Annotated in this window: 12 protein-coding genes; 9 read left to right on the top strand and 3 right to left on the bottom strand. The window is 57.6% G+C overall.

Features of this window, described 5'->3' with window-relative positions; translation table 11 throughout:
• Nucleotides 1-481: 481 nt before the first annotated feature.
• A complete protein-coding gene (locus tag IEX85_RS10830) occupies nucleotides 482-646 on the bottom strand; it encodes a DUF1328 domain-containing protein (protein WP_188860614.1) in 165 nt (54 codons plus the stop codon).
• 644 nt (nucleotides 647-1,290) lie between these two features.
• Here IEX85_RS10830 and IEX85_RS10825 point away from each other — a divergent pair.
• The 9 genes from IEX85_RS10825 (at nucleotide 1,291) to IEX85_RS10785 (ending at nucleotide 14,719) form a co-directional block, all read left to right on the top strand.
• Nucleotides 1,291-2,079 carry a transglutaminase domain-containing protein gene (locus tag IEX85_RS10825; protein WP_188860613.1) on the top strand — a complete coding sequence of 263 codons (789 nt, stop codon included), beginning with the start codon at nucleotides 1,291-1,293 and terminating at the stop codon, nucleotides 2,077-2,079.
• A gap of 52 nt (nucleotides 2,080-2,131) precedes the next feature.
• The gene (locus IEX85_RS10820; RefSeq protein WP_188860612.1) at nucleotides 2,132-2,977 is read left to right on the top strand and encodes a transglutaminase family protein; all 846 of its coding nucleotides are present in this window, start codon (nucleotides 2,132-2,134) and stop codon (nucleotides 2,975-2,977) included.
• A gap of 374 nt (nucleotides 2,978-3,351) precedes the next feature.
• The gene (locus tag IEX85_RS10815) at nucleotides 3,352-6,744 is read left to right on the top strand and encodes an AAA family ATPase (protein ID WP_188860611.1); all 3,393 of its coding nucleotides are present in this window, start codon (nucleotides 3,352-3,354) and stop codon (nucleotides 6,742-6,744) included.
• A gap of 337 nt (nucleotides 6,745-7,081) precedes the next feature.
• Complete coding sequence (locus IEX85_RS10810) at nucleotides 7,082-8,230, top strand: glycine cleavage T C-terminal barrel domain-containing protein (protein ID WP_188860610.1); 1,149 nt, start codon at nucleotides 7,082-7,084, stop codon at nucleotides 8,228-8,230.
• 137 nt (nucleotides 8,231-8,367) lie between these two features.
• Nucleotides 8,368-9,240, top strand: a complete 873-nt coding sequence (purU, locus tag IEX85_RS10805; protein ID WP_188860609.1) for a formyltetrahydrofolate deformylase — start codon at nucleotides 8,368-8,370, stop codon at nucleotides 9,238-9,240.
• A 679-nt stretch (nucleotides 9,241-9,919) separates the two neighbouring features.
• Nucleotides 9,920-11,068, top strand: a complete 1,149-nt coding sequence (locus IEX85_RS10800) for a glycine cleavage T C-terminal barrel domain-containing protein (protein ID WP_188860608.1) — start codon at nucleotides 9,920-9,922, stop codon at nucleotides 11,066-11,068.
• A 196-nt stretch (nucleotides 11,069-11,264) separates the two neighbouring features.
• Nucleotides 11,265-12,194, top strand: coding sequence for a methylenetetrahydrofolate reductase (locus tag IEX85_RS10795; protein WP_229721878.1), 930 nt, complete (start codon nucleotides 11,265-11,267; stop codon nucleotides 12,192-12,194).
• 302 nt (nucleotides 12,195-12,496) lie between these two features.
• Nucleotides 12,497-13,390, top strand: coding sequence for a bifunctional methylenetetrahydrofolate dehydrogenase/methenyltetrahydrofolate cyclohydrolase FolD (folD, locus tag IEX85_RS10790; protein ID WP_188860607.1), 894 nt, complete (start codon nucleotides 12,497-12,499; stop codon nucleotides 13,388-13,390).
• Nucleotides 13,391-14,218: 828 nt separating this feature from the next.
• Complete coding sequence (locus IEX85_RS10785; RefSeq protein ID WP_188860606.1) at nucleotides 14,219-14,719, top strand: Lrp/AsnC family transcriptional regulator; 501 nt, start codon at nucleotides 14,219-14,221, stop codon at nucleotides 14,717-14,719.
• A 202-nt stretch (nucleotides 14,720-14,921) separates the two neighbouring features.
• Here the strand turns inward: IEX85_RS10785 and IEX85_RS10780 are convergent, their stop codons facing one another.
• Nucleotides 14,922-16,412 (bottom strand): BCCT family transporter, encoded by a 1,491-nt coding sequence (locus IEX85_RS10780; protein ID WP_229721877.1) that lies wholly within the window; start codon nucleotides 16,410-16,412, stop codon nucleotides 14,922-14,924.
• Between the two features lie 560 nt (nucleotides 16,413-16,972).
• The gene (locus IEX85_RS10775; protein ID WP_188860604.1) at nucleotides 16,973-18,349 is read right to left on the bottom strand and encodes a dihydrolipoyl dehydrogenase; all 1,377 of its coding nucleotides are present in this window, start codon (nucleotides 18,347-18,349) and stop codon (nucleotides 16,973-16,975) included.
• Nucleotides 18,350-18,564 lie beyond the last annotated feature (215 nt).

Raw genomic sequence — 18,564 nt, 5'->3', positions numbered from 1 at the left:
CGTGCTCGAAACCTGCTCGAACAGCGATGGGCAGCTCAAAGGTGCGGTCGGCGCGGCAAGAAGACGAGGTTCCCATCGACACGCGGGAGAAGTGGGAGGGTCGTTAAGTCAGGCTGTAATGCTGTTTCACGATGACTCGCTTTCAGTCTATACCAGCGCACCGGGGCTGTCATCCGGCGGCCGTGAGCCGGTCGGCGCCCGTATCGCGGCCGTGTGAGGGCAATTCCGATGATGCCATCATGGCCGACCAAAGCGATTTTGGCCGAAGTGCCATCGATCGAGCCGGTTGCCTGTCAAAGGCCTGGCTCCGGATTTTTTCGGTTTTGGCGGGACTTTGATCTGGGGCTGTCGAACAGGTCCCAACGACCTCTGCAGCCGGAGCCTCGTCGGGAGTCATGCGCGGGCGGGTCAGGATGCTGAAATGGCGGCAATCCTTTGGCGTGGGTGGCTCATCCCTGCCGGTAGTTGCGCGGGGCGGACGTCATCTGCGGTGTTTCAGCCCCTTGATCAGCGAGACGAAAAACAGTACGACAAAGACGACGAACAGGATTCTGATGATCTCGACGGCGCCCGCCGCGACACCGGTGAAGCCCAGTAGCCCTGCGACCACGGCGACGATAAAAAATAGAACAGCGAAATACAGCATCTGCCTTTCTCTCCCGTTGTGCGATTCGTGAGGCAGCACCTGGATCAATGACCTTGCATGGTTGTGGCTTGATTCGCCGCCATTGCGCACCGCTTTCACGCTTTGGACACTTCGGGCCGTCTGCAGTGCCCCCTTGATATCGATTCCGAGACAGATTCGTTCGTTGTCCGGCCGCTGGCAGGCACAGCGGCCGGGCAGTGGCCCTGTCTGTGGCCGGGCTTTCACAGTCGATTGATTCGCAGCAGCCCCCGATCAACAGCGAAAGAGCTGTCCGTTGGCGGGGGGTGTGGCCAGAGCGTGCTATAGTGAGACAAGCAGGTTCGGGGCGTTTTGCTGGGAGTCCCGAGCAGCACATCAGGATCGGCGGACCCAGGCCAGAGCACAACAGCTGCTGGGCGCCTTGCCAGCGAATACATGGGCGTCGCTGATCCCGGTCCCTGATTGATCCCCTATTGCGGGGTAAGCCTGGACGAATCCGGCGATACCCTGCGCCCTGTGTATTTTCTCATCGACCCGATCACGGTGATGGCACCCGGTGCGCTCTGCTCAGTTCAGGCCAGGCATCGCAGAGTATCGGCCCGTTGGTGTTCGAGTCCTACTACCAGCGAGACCGCGGGCGTTGGTGCGCGATATGGAGAGATGATATGTGGTTACGTGCCAGTTGTGACTTGACGTTCGATATCACGGTAGCGACCCCGTTTATTCTTATGTTGCGGCCGCGCAGCGGGGCGAACCAATGGGTTTCGCGTGAAGAGTACAAGATCGAACCCGTCGTGCCGGTTTTCGAGTTCACCGATGGCTACGGCAACCTGTGTCAGCGGCTGGTCGCTCCGCCGGGAAGGTTTTCGGTACACACCCAGGCGGACATGATGGTTGCTGATGGCGTCGACAGAGCGCCCGGTGCCCCCTTCGTTGAGGTGCAAAATCTGCCGGATAGCGTGCTCTGTTACCTCTTGCCGAGCCGTTACTGCGAGTCCGACCACTTCAACGAGATGGCCACCGAGATCACCTCGGGGCAGCTGTTGGGATACGATCAGGTGTCGGCGATCGAGGCCTGGTTGCGCGGCGCGTTCAGTTATGTACCGGGCAGCACCAGCGCCACTCTTTCCGCGGTGGAAGTGAACGCCAGGCAAGTGGGCATATGCCGTGACCTGGCGCATCTTGGCATCGCCCTGTGCCGCAGTCTCAGCATTCCGGCGCGTATGGTGGTGGGTTATCTGCATCAGCTGGACCCCATGGATCTGCATGCCTGGTTCGAAGCCTATGTCGGCGGCCGTTGGTATACCTTCGATGCCACGCAGCCTGCGCTAAGAGGCGGGTATGTGGCGCTTGGCTACGGGCGCGACGCCGCCGACGTCGCCGTGTTCAATCAGTTCGGCCCCCCCTCTTTTGCCACGGCGCAGGCGGTGCGGGTCGAACGTCTCCACGACTGACCCTGAGCCCTGATCAGGAGGCCTTCAGTCACTGCCGACGAGGATCGCCTGCGTGCTGTTCACTATTCGACATCGTACCCGCTACGACTATTCTCAACCCGTTCGGCTGAGCCCTCAGCAGCTGCGCTTTTACCCGCGCTGCGACGGCTCGCAGCGCGTCGTCGCTCATCAGCTCAACATCAGTCCTGCACCTCAGGGGCAGAATGAACACCTCGACCTGGAAGGCAATCGCGTCACCCAGGTCTGGTTCGAGGGTGAAACCCGACATTTTCAGATCGAGGTCGACATGCAGGTCGAAACTCTGCGGCACAACGCCTTCGATTTCATGCTGGCGCCGCAATCCATGCTGTTGCCGATTAACCACGAGCAAGACTCAATCTGTGCCAGGGCTTATCTGGAGCGCAGTTGCGCGGACGACGCGGTAACCGTATTTGCGGCGGAACTTAGCCTTGGCGTCAATCGCGATACTCTGCGCTTTCTCGATCGCCTCAACCGGCAACTGCACGCTGATTTTTCCCAGGTCCATCGTCACTCGGGCCCACCACAGGCGCCGGCTTTTACCTTGCAGACGCGCCACGGTGCCTGTCGCGATCTTGCGGTCCTGTTTGTCGACTGCTGTCGGGCCGAGGGCATAGCGGCGCGCTTTGCCAGTGGCTATCAGAAAGGCAACCTGCAGAGCGATCGTCGGGATCTGCATGCCTGGCCGGAGGTGTACCTGCCGGGGGCCGGCTGGCGCGGATTCGACCCGACCCACGGTTACCCGGTCGCCGATACACATGTGACTATCGCCGCGGCGGCGCATGCACGGGATACGCTGCCCGTCAGTGGTGTTTTCATCGGTGGTGGCGCGCACAGCAGGCTCGACTTCGAGGTGCAGATCCAGGTTTCGGGCCCATAAACCAGGATTCGGCCAGGTTCATCAAAGCCGCAACCCGTGACCCTGAACGTTCGAGCCGCAATTTTCTCAACCTACGGGGATCCCAATGACACCCGGGTACAGGTGTCGGTGAACGACATCGTCATGATTTTCGCCTTTGCGCCCCAGTCGGGCGTTCTGTCTGAGTCCGCAGGGCGGGCGGTAGCGTACTCCTGCAGGATGTTTTCGAACCGGCAGGTTCCTTAGCCGCACAACGGCGGCAGCGCGGTTATCGCTATACTGTATAACAACCTTCACCGACACAGGCGTTGTCCCCGAGTTCTGGTCGTATCTGCCGTCCGGTTGGACGATCGAACCTATCGGAGGGCGTGCCGGCTACCCGACATTGAGATGATATGCCCTGCCACCGATGTGGGACCGAGATCCCCGCAAGCCTGAAAGCCTGTCCAGCCTGTGGTGCCGAGAAGATTCGGCGCTGTCGAAACTGCGGTCATGAATGCGCGGCGGATGCAAAGTTCTGCAGTGAATGTGGTACGCCACTGGCAGCCGATGGCGCGACGAAGGTGGTGGCGCCGGTTCAATATACGCCCGAGTATCTGGCCGAACGGATAAGAGCTGAAAAAAACGCCATGCAGGGGCGAAGCGGCGGCGGCGGCGAGCGCAAGACCATCACGATGCTGTTCGCGGACCTGGCCAACTCGACCGAGCTTATTCAGCATCTGGATGCCGAGGAAGCGCAGCAGTTGATCGACCCGGTGCTTCAGCTGATGATGGAGGCGGTTCACCACTACGAAGGTTACGTCGCCAAATCCCTCGGCGACGGTATTCTGGCGCTGTTCGGCGCCCCCATTGCCCATGAAGACCACGCCCGGCGGGCGCTCTATGCGGCACTGCGAATGCAGCACAGAATGGAGGCGCTGGCCGGCGATATCGAGCGGAGAAAGGGCCTTCAGCTGTTGCTGCGGGTCGGTATCCACAGTGGTGAGGTGGTGGTGCGGTCGATCCATACCGAGGATCTGCATACCGATTACGATCCTGTCGGCCGCTCCATTCACATCGCGTCCCGGATGGAATCCGTGGCCCCGCCGGGCGGAACCGTCGTCAGCGAAAGCAGTTACCGGTTGACCCGGGGTTTTTTCGAATTCCGTGCCCTGGGACCGACCCGGGTCAAGGGGGTGGCCGAACCCATCCAGATCTACGAGCTGCTGGCGGCAGGACCCTTGCGTACACGGCTGGAGGTCTCGGCCCATCGCGGCCTGGTTCCCTTTGTCGGCCGTAAGCCGGAGCTCGAGCGCCTGCGCGCGCTGCTGGCGCGGGCCCGGGCAGGCCGCGGCCAGCTGGTTGCGGCGAGGGGCGAGCCGGGCGTCGGCAAGTCACGGCTCTTTCTCGAATTCAAGCGCAGCGTAAAGGACGACTGTCTGGTGCTTGAAACCTTCTCGGTGTGCCATACCCGGGCCTTTGCCTATTGGCCCCTCATCGGTCTGCTGAAACAGTATTTCGATCTTGGCCCGGAAGACGATGCATGCAGTCGGCGCGACAAGATAAGCGCCAGGGTGGCGGCACTCGACGTCTCTCGGGAGACGTGCTTGCCGTACCTGCTGTACCTGCTGGGGGGAGTGGAGGAACACTCGCCGCTTTTTCATCTGGATCCACAGACGCGGCGTGAAAGGACGTTCGGGGCGATCGAGCAACTATTGCTGGCGCAAAGCAGACAGGAACCACTGCTGCTGATCTTCGAAGACCTGCAATGGCTCGACAGCGAAACCCAGGCGTTTCTCGAACGCCTCGCCGATGCGCTGGAAGGTCACCGGCTGATGCTGCTGATGAACTACCGGCCGGAATACCGGGATCATTGGCTGGAAGAAAGGGGGGGCACCCGGTTGCAGCTCGATCCCCTTGCGCTGTCGGATGCCGGTGGCCTGCTGCGGTCACTGCTGGGTGAGGCGCCGGAACTGAAACCGGTCGCGCGCCGTATCCTCGACAAGACCGAGGGGAATCCGTTTTTCATCGAGGAGGTGGTTCAGGCGCTGGTCGAAGAGCAGGTGCTGCTGGGCGAGAGGGGTCAGTACCGACTCGGCGGTCCCGCGGATGACCTGCAGCTGCCGATGACGGTGCAGGGGGTACTGGCGGCACGCATCGACCGCCTAGCCTCTGAAAGCAAGGCGCTGTTGCAGCTACTGGCGGTGATTGGCAAGGCACTGCCCTTCGGTCTGGTGCGTCAGGTGAGCGGCACAAACCCCGATGATCTGATGCTGTTGCTGGCCCGGCTTCAGGGCGCCGACTTCATCTATTCGGTTCCGGCCTATCCGGAACAGGAGTTCGCGTTCAAGCATGCGCTGACGATGGAAGTGGCCTACCGTTCCCTGCTCAGCGAGCGGCGCAGCGAATTGCATGAGCGCACCGCCCGGGCCATAGAAAGCCTGTACCGGGAGCGCCTGGATGAGCACTATGGCGAACTCGCTCACCACTACAGTCGCAGCGGCGATACCGCCAAGGCCATCGAATATCTGCAGCTGGCCGGTCGGCAGGCCGTCCAGCGATATGCCAACAGCGAAGCGATCACGCAGTTGTCCAAAGCCATCGAGTTGATTGGATCGCTGCCGGAGTCGTCCGAGCGCGACCGCCTCGAACTGGCGGCCAGGCTCACGTTGGGCCCTGCCCTGATGGCGTCCCGGGGGTATGCGGCCCCCGAAGTCGAAAGCACCTACAGCGGGGCTCTGCAGCTGTGCCGCCAGGTGGGGGCGAACCTTCAGCTGTTTCCGGCGCTGCTGGGTCTGCGGACCTTCTACCATGTACGGGGCCAGCTGCCGGTTGCACGAGAACTGAGTGAGCAGCTGGTGCGCCTGGCCAGCGAAGCGGACGACAGCGAACGTCAGCTCGAGGCACATCGGGCGCTGGGTACGGTATTGTTCAGCCTGGGTGAGCTGGATCGGGCCCGTCGCGAGCTGGCTCAGGCATTGGCGTTTTACGACTGCCAGCACTCGCAGCGCCATGTGTTCTACTACGGTGTCGATTCCGGCGTTTTCAGCCTGTTCTACATGGCCTGGGTGCTCTGGTATCAGGGCTATCCTGAGCAGGCGCTGGCCAAAAGCGGCGAAGGGCTGGCGCTGGCCGAGACGCTCGATTACCCCTTTATAAGGGTGGTGGCGCTGGTATTCGATGCCGAAACCCATCTGCTGCGCCGGGACCTGCGTCAGACCCAGGAACGGGCCGAGGAAGCAATCGCCCAGGCGCAGGAACACGGCTTCCCAATCTGGAGCCTCTGGGGGCGGGTGCTGCGGGGATGGGCATTGGCACAGCAGGGCGAACAGGACGCCGGCATTGCGGAGATCCGCCAGGGACTGGCAGCCGACAGGGCGGCCGGTGCTGAACTCTGGCGTCCCTATTTTCTTTCGCTGCTGCTCGAGGTGCTGTGCCTCGCCGGCAGGCTGGATGAAGCCCGGGACTGCCTCAGCGAGGCACATGCCTCCCTGGATGCGACGGAAGGCCACCTTTACGAGTCCGAGCTGTATCGGCTGGAGGGGATGCTGCTACTGAGGCAGGGGGAGGACGCGGCAGCGGCGCAGGCATGCTTCGAAAAGGCCATCGCCATTGCCCGCGGTCAGGGGGCCCGGTCGCTCGAGCTGAGAGCGGCCACCTGCCTGGCCGACCTGCTGCGGGAGCAGGGAAAATCCTCCGACGCCAGGCAGTTGCTGGAGCCGGTGTTGCGAGACTTCGGCGAAGGGCTGGAAACCGCTGATCTTAGAAGAGCGTCAACCTTACTGTCCGGACTGCCGGAGTCCGGCTGAAGCGCGCCTGCGGTGAGGCGACGGCGTGAGTTGCGGCGGCAGGCGCAGGGCGTATGGGCACCTGTTCTTCCATCCAGTCACCGGTGTTGCGTGACGCCGGAGTGGGTAAGGAGGAGGGCATCTGTGACTGCTTTTGAAAGGTCCATCCGGTCCCATATCCGGCCGTAGTCTAAACGGTCCAAAAGGGGCCAGAAAAATAGTCCTGTTTCCCGCTTTTACCGCCATCCTTTAGCCCCCGCCGTTGGCTCGTTCCCCATATCATTCCCTTGTTCAAGCGATTCCAGTCGAGTGAAGACTTACGACCGGGGACGTGACCGCACAATAAGAGGAATAATAGATGAGCAAGCAAGAACAAAAAGAATTCGGCTTCGGGACTCAGATCCGCAAGTCTCCGTATTTCGACGCTACCGTGCGCTGGGGCGCCACCGGCTTTTCCGTCTACAACCACATGTATATCCCCCGCGATTTCGGTAGCCCGGAGCAGAATTTCTGGAACCTGGTCAATGACGCGATTCTCTGCGATGTCGCGGTCGAGCGCCAGGTCGAGATTACCGGCCCTGACGCCGCAAAATTTGTTCAGATGCTTACGCCCCGGGACCTGTCAAAATGTGCGGTCGGTCAGTGTAAATATGTACTGATCACCAATGCCGAAGGCGGCATCCTGAACGATCCGATCCTGCTTCGTCTCGAAGAGAACCGCTTCTGGATCTCCCTGGCGGATAGCGATATTTTGCTGTGGGCGCAGGGTGTCGCTGTCCACTCCGGACTGGACGTGCAGATTCGCGAACCGGACGTCTCTCCGCTTCAGCTGCAGGGACCGAAGTCCGGCGACATCATGAAGGCACTGTTCGGTGACAGCATCACCGATCTGCGCTACTACTGGCTGCGCGAGTACGACCTGGACGGTATTCCGCTGATCATCTCCCGTACCGGCTGGTCCAGCGAGCTGGGCTACGAGCTCTATCTGCAGGATGCTTCCAAGGGTGACGAGCTGTGGGAAAAGATCATGGCTGCAGGTGCTCCCTATGGTCTTAAGCCCGGTCATACGTCGTCAATCCGCCGTATCGAAGGCGGAATGCTGTCCTACCACGCCGATATGGATATCAACACCAACCCCTATGAGCTGGGCCTTGACCGGCTGGTGGAGCTGGATATGGAGGCGGACTTCATTGGCAAGGCTGCACTCAAGCGTATCCGCGAAGAAGGCGTGTCCCGCAAGCAGATCGGTATTGTGATCGACGGCCCTGCGCTGACGGGCCCCAACACCAAATTCTGGGTGCTGGAAAAGGACGGTGAGTGCGTGGGTAAGGTCACCTCTGCCATTTACTCTCCGCGGCTGGAGAAAAATATCGCGCTGGCCATGGTCAAGGCGGATTTTGCAGGCCTTGGGATGAACCTGGAAGTTGATATGCCGAATGGTAAAAGAGCAGCGACTGTTGTCGAAAGGCCGTTCTTCGATCCTAACAAGAAACTCGCGGCAGCTTAGTCTTAGTATTTAAGAACGCGATTATCAGAAAGCTTTCAGTCTAAGACCTATCAGAAGATATTTGAGCTTGGTGGTTTTTATTGCCGATATCTTCTGAGGTTTAAGCTGGCGAATATATTAGTTAAAGGACCGGTCTTATGAACGCAATTGAAAAAACCTATATTCTTAGCGGAAGCTCGGCTAGCAAGCTGGGCGTGCTCGACCTGATCATCGGGTGCCTGTACAAGCACGAGTGCTATGCGTATGAGATACACACTTTTGACGATAACGACGTCGAACGCTTTTTCTTCCGTGTGGAGTTCCGCTACGTAGGTGGTGGCGAATTCGCGGAAGAAAGTCTGCGGAGCCAGTTTGGTGACCGGGCTGAAGCCTTTGACGCGGTATGGGACCTGCGGGATTCATCGACTCCGGACAAAGTGGTGATTCTGGTATCGAAGTATGATCACTGCCTTCAGGATATTCTGCACCGCCACAGTATCGGTGCGCTCAATATCGATATCCCGGCTATCATATCGAACCATCCGGACCTTGAAAGGCTGGCTCAGTGGTATAATATTCCGTATTTCCATCTGCCCATTACTGCGGACACCAAACCGCAGCAGGAAGCTGAGATCTGGAGTATCATCCAGAAAGTCGATGCAGATTTGGTTGTTTTGGCGCGCTATATGCAGGTGCTTTCGGACGATATGTGCAAAAAGTTGCACGGACGTGCCATCAATATCCACCACTCGCTTCTGCCGGGCTTCAAAGGCGCAAAGCCTTATCATCAGGCCTATGAAAAAGGAGTCAAGCTGGTAGGAGCTACTGCGCATTACGTCAGTAAAGATCTGGACGAAGGTCCGATCATCACCCAGGGTGTGGAGCCTGTGGATCATACCTATACGCCGGACCGCCTGGTGGCAAAGGGACGTGATACCGAGCGCCTCGCACTTGCAAAGGCGATTAAGATGCATGTTGAGCGACGTTGTTTCCTCAACGGCAATAAAACGATTGTCTTCCCGGGGCACTAGTACCGTATTGTTCTGAATCTGAAAGCGGATCGCTCCGGTAACCGGAGCGATCCGCTTTTTTTTGTTCTTCGCAGACGGATACGCCGTACCGAGGCGTCGCTCCACCCATCCTACGATTTACGTTTTTCCCGCTAAAGCGCGATGAGCCTTTTTTGTTTTCGCAAAACAGCGGGAAACCGCTGTCGTCGCAGGTTGCGTGCGGTAACGGCTGCAGAAGCCCGCTCCGCGGGCGAATGCTGCCACCGGCTCGCCCGCAGACCGGTCTCCTGCGAAATCTCCGTACTCCATCCCGATGGCTGATGCATTTGTCGGCCGGGCCAACAGCCCTCCTCCAGGCGTAGCCTGCGCATGTCCCGTTGCGGTTCCAGGATCCTCCTCCTGAACGCCATACGGTGGCGAATCCGCACAATTCCGGGGGCGTCAGGTGTCATAACGCAGTGGCTCAACCTCTGAGAACAATAGTGATTCACTAGCAAAATCAAAGGGTTGCGGATCGGGTGAAGGTGGATAGTCTAAATGGTCCAAAGGGCTGTAAAAAATAGTCCTGTTTTCCATCTTTGTCGCCTTCCTTTAGCCCCCGCCGTTGGCTCGTTCCTCATATCATTCTCTTGTTCAGGCGCTTCCAGTCGAGTGAAGACTTACGACCGGGGGCGCGACCGCACAATAAGAGGATGAATGAATGAGCAAGCAAGAACAAAAAGAATTCGGCTTCGGGACTCAGATCCGCAAGTCTCCGTATTTCGACGCTACCGTGCGCTGGGGCGCCACCGGCTTTTCCGTCTACAACCACATGTATATCCCCCGCGATTTCGGTAGCCCGGAGCAGAATTTCTGGAACCTGGTCAATGACGCGATTCTCTGCGATGTCGCGGTCGAGCGCCAGGTCGAGATTACCGGCCCTGATGCCGCAAAATTTGTTCAGATGCTTACGCCCCGGGACCTGTCAAAATGTGCGGTCGGTCAGTGTAAATATGTACTGATCACCAATGCCGAAGGCGGTATCCTGAACGATCCGATCCTGCTTCGTCTCGAAGAGAACCGCTTCTGGATCTCCCTGGCGGATAGCGATATTTTGCTGTGGGCGCAGGGTGTCGCTGTCCACTCCGGACTGGACGTGCAGATTCGCGAACCGGACGTCTCTCCGCTTCAGCTGCAGGGACCGAAGTCCGGCGACATCATGAAGGCACTGTTCGGTGACAGCATCACCGATCTGCGCTACTACTGGCTGCGCGAGTACGACCTGGACGGTATTCCGCTGATCGTCTCCCGGACCGGCTGGTCCAGCGAGCTGGGCTACGAGCTCTATCTGCAGGATGCTTCCAAGGGTGACGAGCTGTGGGAAAAGATCATGGCAGCAGGTGCTCCCTATGGTCTTAAGCCCGGTCATACGTCGTCAATCCGCCGTATCGAAGGCGGAATGCTGTCCTACCACGCCGATATGGATATCAACACCAACCCCTATGAGCTGGGCCTCGACCGGCTGGTGGAGCTGGATATGGAGGCGGACTTCATTGGCAAGGCTGCACTCAAGCGTATCCGCGAAGAAGGCGTGTCCCGCAAGCAGATCGGTATTGTGATCGACGGCCCTGCGCTGACGGGCCCCAACACCAGATTCTGGGCGCTGGAAAAAGACGGTGAGTGCGTGGGCAGGGTCACTTCTGCAGTGTTCTCTCCGCGTCTGGAAAAGAACATTGCGCTGGCGATGGTAAGCGCGGAATTTGCGGACCTTGGAACGACTTTCGAAGTTGAAATGCCGGATGGTAAAAGAGCGGCGACTGTTGTCGAAAGGCCGTTCTTTGATCCTAACAAGAAACTCGCGGCGGCTTGACCGTCGTTTGTAAAAGGCACGGTGATAGCCCGCTATCACCGCAGGCTCCAGCAGGCTTCGGTCAGAGCCGTCAATAAGGTGAAACACGGGGTGGCACCCTGTCTAACGACAAGAGAGCACCCCGTTGAGCCAACGGATGCCGATAGAAATTATAAAAACAGAGCTTGGCCGACTGCCAGCTGACAGGAGAGATTTTATGGGGTTGTTCTCTTTTCTTACTAAATCCACGGACGCCAGCAAAGAGGGGGATGCCCCCCGTCTACTGGAGAACATCCTTCGCGGCTATTCGATCGAAGTCATGCCGCGGACTGCCGAGAAGGTGGAGAGCTTTCGCGACATCCTGCCTGCCGGTACCCGCGTCTATATAGCGCATATCGACGGAACACCGATCGAGGATATGGTTCGAACCGCTCGTCGCCTGGCCGATGAGGGATTTCCGGTGATGCCGCATTTTCCTGCCCGGGTCATCAAGAACCGTGCTGAACTGGCCAACTGGATCGCACAATACCAGGGTGAGGCGGGAGTCAAACAGGGACTGCTACTGGGCGGCGGCCTCAACACTCCGGCTGGTGAATTCGATAGCTCCATCCAGCTCATCGAGACTGGACTTTTCAATGACTTCGAACGTCTGCACGTCGCTGGCCATCCCGAGGGAAACCGCGACATCGATCCGGATGGTTCTGACCGTTTGGTAATGCAGGCCTTGAGGTGGAAGCGTGCTTTTTCCCAGCGGACCGATGCGAAGCTGGCGATTACGACTCAGTTCTGTTTCGAAGCCGCACCGGTGATCTCCTGGGCCAACCGGCTGGCGGAGGAGGGGATTGATCTGCCAATCCATATGGGCCTGGCAGGACCGGCCAAGCTCCAGACTCTGATGAAATATGCCATGTCTTGCGGCGTGGGGCCCAGTATGCGGGTGTTACAACGCCGGGCCAAGGATGTATCCAAGTTGATCATGCCCTACGAGCCTACCGATATACTGCTAGAACTCGCTAATTACAAAGAGCGAAACCCAGGCTTCGGCGTTGAGCAGGTGCATTTCTTCCCGCTCGGCGGTATTAAAGCCAATGCAGACTGGATTAGTGAAAACGGTGGAGTTTCAGGCCGGCCTGCACTGGCTAATTAAAAAAGGGAAGAAGTAAAAGTTCGAACGGATATCAGATCTTTGCTGTGGCCGGGCAATCGGATATTTGCGGCGCCGTCCTGCTTGGCTAACTAGATTCTCTTTTCAAACTCAGTTCAAAAGCGGGTGCAAGTGCACTGACATGCTGGAACTTGTGGCGTTCTAATTGGCCTGCGATCAATAATGAAGCATCCTTGCTTCATGTGTGGATCCGCCGTGTTAATACAACAACAACGAATATAAACGCGTCGACCTTACGGTTGTTTGTCTATTCAGACCGCGTGCGAATTGAGAAGGAGACAGGCATGACTGCTCGGATCATCGATGGTAAGGCATTCGCAGCTATACTACGTGAAAGTGTGGCTGAGCATGTTTCACACCTCAAAAAGACACACGGAATAACGCCTGGCCTGGCGGTTGTGCTGGTCGGAGATGATCCGGCATCCCAGGTCTATGTCCGGTCGAAGGGAAAGCAGACCGTCGAGGTCGGCATGCACTCCTACGAGCACAAGTTGCCCGCAGATACCTCTGAAGGCGAGCTTTTGGCGCTGGTTGAGCAGCTCAATATGGATCCATCGGTGCATGGCATCCTCGTGCAACTGCCCTTGCCGGAACATCTCGACGAAGCGATGGTGATCAATGCGATTGATCCGGCCAAGGATGTGGATGGGTTTCATATATCCAATGCGGGCCTGCTGGCCACCGGGCAGAAGGCTATGGTGCCCTGCACTCCTTTGGGATGCCTCATGATGCTTCGCGAGTATAGTGGCAACCTTTCAGGATTGAATGCGGTTGTGATCGGGCGCTCGAACATCGTCGGTAAACCCATGGCACAGCTGTTGCTGAGAGAGAGTTGCACAGTAACCGTGGCCCATTCGCGTACGCGGAACCTGCCGGATATTCTGGCGAAGGCAGATATCGTCGTGGCCGCTGTTGGTCAGCCGCTATTCGTGCAGGGAGAATGGCTCAAACCGGGTGCAACAGTGATTGACGTGGGCATCAACCGCATTGACCAGGAGGATGGCTCCACACGGCTGGTCGGCGATGTCGATTACGATACCGCCAAAGAGGTCGCAGGCGCGATCACGCCGGTGCCCGGCGGTGTAGGCCCGATGACGATTGCTTGTCTACTGGCTAATACAGTGACCGCATGTTGTCGTGCGAATGCCATCCCTGAACCGAAAGGCCTGACCGCCTAAGAACCAATCCCATCGTCCGGCAGGTCTGCCGAACCCAGAGGTCAGGCACCGGAAGCGGGCGATCGACTCAGGTCGATCGTCCGCTTTCAGCGTTTTTTCGATAACTCTGAAGCACGCGGCCGGCCGGATTGCGATCGCTCGAAACCCTGCTTCAGACGTCTGTTTCTCTCCTCCCGTTCTTGGGGGTGCCCGGTGTCCCGGGTCTTCCATTTCACTGTCCTTCGATTTCCGGTTTTAATCAGTCGTATCCGAATTACCATGCTTCCGGAAGACCTGTCCCGGGCAGGCCCGGCCTGTCTTGGCGGCTTGATATTCTGCACGGTTCAGGAGTCGGTGAAAGCTGTCGTCCGCTTCGCTCTTTTCCCTTCATTATCATGGCTCCGTGCCGCAGAACTGCAGCGTTCGCTGGTTCGATCTTACTGGCCATGCCGGTGATCATCCTCCTGTTCGGCGGTCTCCTCTGGCGCTATACTCGGCTTCGCTCATCCTCTGCCATGACGGGTGCGATGCCGGAAAGTGGGTGTAGTAACCTGTCATTCCTGATTCCTTGGGAACCTATGAATAAGTCCCAATGTGGCTCTGGCTTTCAGCGCGGGCCGGAATCGCGGCGCAGTTTCGAAGGCATGCCGGGGCCTGGTTGCAGGTTCACCTTGCCTGGCGATACCCCGGAGCGGTGGTGGAAGAATCGAAAAAGGATGCGAGATTGGCTCGTTAATAACCTCGCTGTGGTTGCAGCTCACCTGTTTTCCGTAGTTGCGTAAAGATTGAAGATCTTTACACGGGTGACTAAACTCGTTTCTACAGGGTGCTATTTGTAGCGTTAATAATATGAAGAAATTCGCACTAGATGCTGTTGATATCCGGATTTTGAGTGCCGTCCAGCAGTATGGGCAAATAAGTAAAAACCGGCTTGCCGAATTGGTCAATCTTTCGGCAACCCCTTGCTGGCTTCGTCTCACAAAGCTAAAAAATTCTGGTCTTATTACCGGTTATCGGGGTATGGTCGCGCTCGATAAAATTATCGACCTAACCAAGGTTTTTGTGACGGTTTCTCTGAAAGCGCATAAAAAGTCAGATTTTGATCGGTTTGAAAAGCGTATTCAGGGAATCGATGAGGTTGTGGAGTGTTGCGCAACAGGTGGTGGCTGTGACTATGTGCTCAAAGTCATAACGGTCAGTCTGTATGAATTTCAGACCTTAATAGAGCAGCTGCTTGACGAGGAAATCGGAATAGATCGCTATTATATTTATGTAGTAACCAAGGAGGTGAAATCAACGTCAATAAGCTTGTCGAAGCTCATGGAAATTAAGAGTCGTGAAAACCTGTAGGGTATTGCCTGCGCACTGCGTCGGAGTGCCGCACCATTGCAGCTGCACGCTTCAGGACCCGCAGAGACCAAATGGGACTTGTTCATAGGTTCCCTGGATGCCGGATTGGGCGTTGACGCTATCCCCGTTAAAAACAAAAATGCCAGTCAGCTGGCGTAACTGACTGGCATTGGGCGCAAGGCCGGTTTTTTCTAGAGTCGTTTTACCTTGCTTCTGATCTGAGACCTTTATAGAGGCTCACGCACATTAGCATCAGCACCAGGGTGAATGGCAGTCCGGTCGTTATCGCACCGGCCTGCAGCGCCGTCAGGGCTTCGGAACCGCCACCGATCAGCAGTACGCCGGCGATGATACCCACCAGAGTGGCCCAGAACAGACGCTGCAGCATGGGCGCGTCGGTCTTGCCGCCGGAGGTGATGCTGTCGATCACCAGGGAACCGGAGTCGGCCGAGGTGATGAAGAACACCAGAACCAGCATGACGGCGACGAAGGACATCAGCATGGTCAGCGGCAGGTTCTCGAACATCTGGAACATTGCCAGCGATACATCGGAGATGCCGCCCGCCAGAGCGCCAACGCCAGCCTGGGCCTGCTCCAGCGCAGTACCACCGAACACGCCCATCCAGATCACGGTTACCAGGGTCGGTACCAGCAACACGGCGGTCATGAACTCGCGGACGGTGCGGCCTTTGGAAACACGGGCGATAAACATGCCGACGAACGGCGACCAGGACACCCACCAGGCCCAGTAGAATACGGTCCAGCCGTGGTACCAGGTACCGTCTTCACGACCGACCCAGTTGCTCAGCGGCACGATGTTTTCGGCATAGCTGCCCAGGATAGTCCCCATGGAGCGAAAGATCTCCAGCGTCGGGCCGAGAACAATGACCAAAGCGACCAGGCCGGCGGCGATGATCATATTGATGTTGCTGAGCAGCTTGACGCCACCATCGAGACCGCGCGCCACGGAAAGCAGAGCCACGCAGGTCACGCCGACGATCACGGCGATCTGGGTGCTGATATTGTTTTCAATGCCAAACAGGTAGTTCAGGCCGCCGGCGGCCTGTTGTGCGCCTAGGCCGAGAGAAGTCGCCAGACCGAAGATGGTGGCCAGTACCGCCAGGATGTCGATGACGTGACCGATCGGTCCCCAGCAGCGTTCACCCAGTAGCGGATAGAAGGCCGAACGAATGGTCATCGGCAGGCCCTTGTTGTAGCAGAAGAAGGCCAGTGCCAGTGCAACGACACCGTAGATCGCCCAGGGATGCAGACCCCAGTGGAACATCGTGGCACCCAACGCCATAGACGCCCCTTCCGGTGTCTTGGCGGCGGCGTTCAGCGGCGTGCCGTACCAGTCGGTGTAATAGGCAACGGGTTCTGCCACACTCCAGAACATCAGGCCTATGCCCATGCCAGCGGCAAACAGCATGGAAAACCAGGAAACAGTGGAGAATTCCGGTCGGGCGTCAATGCCGCCGAGACGGATCCGGCCAACCGGTAGGACGATCATGGCGAGGCAGAAAATAACGAAGGCATTACAGCCAATCATGAAAAGCCAGTCGAAGTTTTCGATCGACCAGCTGCGGGCGCCTGTCAGGGCAACCTTGGCGTCGGCGGGAAATAACAGGGTTCCGATAATGAAAAGCAGAATCAGGCCGGCACTGATGCCAAAAACAGGATTATGGATGTCCATGCCCATAATCTGTACGTTATCCTGCCCTAGTTTATAGTCTGTATCATATTCGTTTGAGAGGGTGGGGCTTTGAACTATTGTGCTTTGAACTGGTTGGTTCATTTAGAAATTCCTGTCTATTGTTTTTTATTATCACGGTGCCGGAATAACTTCGAGTTGCTATCCTAAGGGGAGCCGGTCGTGCTGTAAATTGACGTTTTCTAAGTGGGTTGATTAGTTCTGCTATCGCTTGATTATCATCTTCCGAATATTTCCCTGGTCCGCATGAGGGCCCCCAGACGTAGTCTGCTGCGAGGCCCTGAATACACTGGATGTATCGAAAAGCATTGCAATGCGCGACCGTAGGACCGGTCAATCGCAGCCGCAATAAAAAACAGGGAGCACTGTTGACTTGAGCCAGGTTTTCAACAGTCTGCCAGAGGCGCGTCTCCCTGGTATAAACCTGTCAATGGAACAGGCATCCCTGCCTGTTTCTCTGCTCGACCTTGAACGTCGGCCGGGGCGTTGTGAAATCCCTTTTTCTAACGCCAAGGGTCGCGAAGGGCCGAGGAGGCGCAGCTCTATCTATTGCGCTCGGCGTTTAGCAGCACGTCCCGCAGGAGCTCTTCGGCACTCGGATGGTAAATGGGCATCTCGAGCACCTGCGCGGCCGTCATCCCGTGCGTGATGGCCAGTGCCAGTATGTGGGCCAGGTGTTCGGCCTGGTAGCCAAGTAGCTCTGCGCCCAGAATTTTGCCGCTGATGGCGTCCAGGTACACTTGAATTCGGCCATCAACCTTGTTCCAAACGATGTGCCGTGGGCTATCGAATGGCAGTTCACCAACGATAATTTCCTGGTTCTGCAGTTCCTGGTAGGTTTGACCAACGATCGCCATTTGCGGGTCGGTAAAATAGATCATAAGCGGCGTTCGACGTTTGGCGTCCACTGCATGCGGGTAGTTGAGTGCGTTGTCCGCTGCGATACGACCCTCGTCGAAGGCTTCGTGCCAGACCGGTAGTACGTCGGTTGCGTCGCCGGCGATGAAAATCGGGTGGCCGGGGTACGACAATGTTTTCGGGTCGAAGGAAAAACCGTCGTACGGATCCGGGTCGACGCCCGCGGCCCCGAGGTCCAGACGATCGACGTTTGACACCCTGCCTGTTGCAACCAGGACCTTGTCAAAAACCTTGGTGACCCGCTCGCCGTTTGATTGCTGGTATTGGATCCACGCGCCCTCGTTTTCCCAGGTTTTCTCCACGGTCCCGCTGGGATAGATCTCCAGTTCCTTGCTGAGGATCTTGAGCGTTTCCTGCTGCATGTCCGGGTGGGTAAGGCCGCCTATGCGTCCGGAGCGACCGTACAGCGTCGTGTCGACACCCAGGCGATGCAGTGCCTGCCCCAGTTCCAGAGCGATGACCCCCAGGCCGATTACCGCAACGGAGCGGGGCAGATCTGTTATCTCGAATACCGTATCGCTGGTGAGGACGCGGGACAAAACAGGCTCGAATACTTCGCCGACTTCGGGGCGCGAGCCACAGGCAAGAATGATTTTCTTTGCCTTGACTTCGACGTCTTCGCCAACACGCAGGTGCCCTGGTGCGATAAAGCGGGCGCGGCCTTCGATTTTCTGGTGCTCGGGTATCTTCTCCACATACTCCAGATTGCGTGCTACAAACCGATGGTCCCGTTCCCTGCGCAAACGTTCAAGCACTTTGCCGCCATCCACTGAGCCCTGACTGTTGACACCAAAAAACTCACTGGTTTCAATATGATGCGCATGCTCAGCGGCAGTAATCAGCAGCTTGCTGGGCATGCAACCGACCCGCGCGCAGGTGGTGCCGTAGGGGCCGTCCTGAATCATAACCAGGCTATCCGTATTGCGACTTATTCTGGAGTAAGCGCCCAACCCGGCTGTTCCCGCTCCGATAATTGCATACTCGACGTCGATGGTTTTCATTTTTGGGCTTGCTCCGTTGGCTCGAGTTATCACCCTAAGGGTGAAATGCTGGCATTAAGTCGCTTCGTGTTCGACGTCTAACAGCCTTCGCTTACATAGTCGGTGTCAATGCTATCAATTTAGGTCACCCATGCCTGGGGATATTCATGCTATTGACGTAGGCTCAGATTACCGGGGTGGGCGCTGTCCGTAAAACGATGCTTCCTAATTGCAAT

It is taken from the genome of Marinobacterium nitratireducens (assembly GCF_014645375.1).
In the GTDB taxonomy this organism is placed as follows: Bacteria; Pseudomonadota; Gammaproteobacteria; order Pseudomonadales; family Balneatricaceae; genus Marinobacterium_A; species Marinobacterium_A nitratireducens.
The sequence above is the reverse complement of the archived record's forward strand: the minus strand, read 5'-3'. Positions and strand labels throughout refer to the sequence as shown.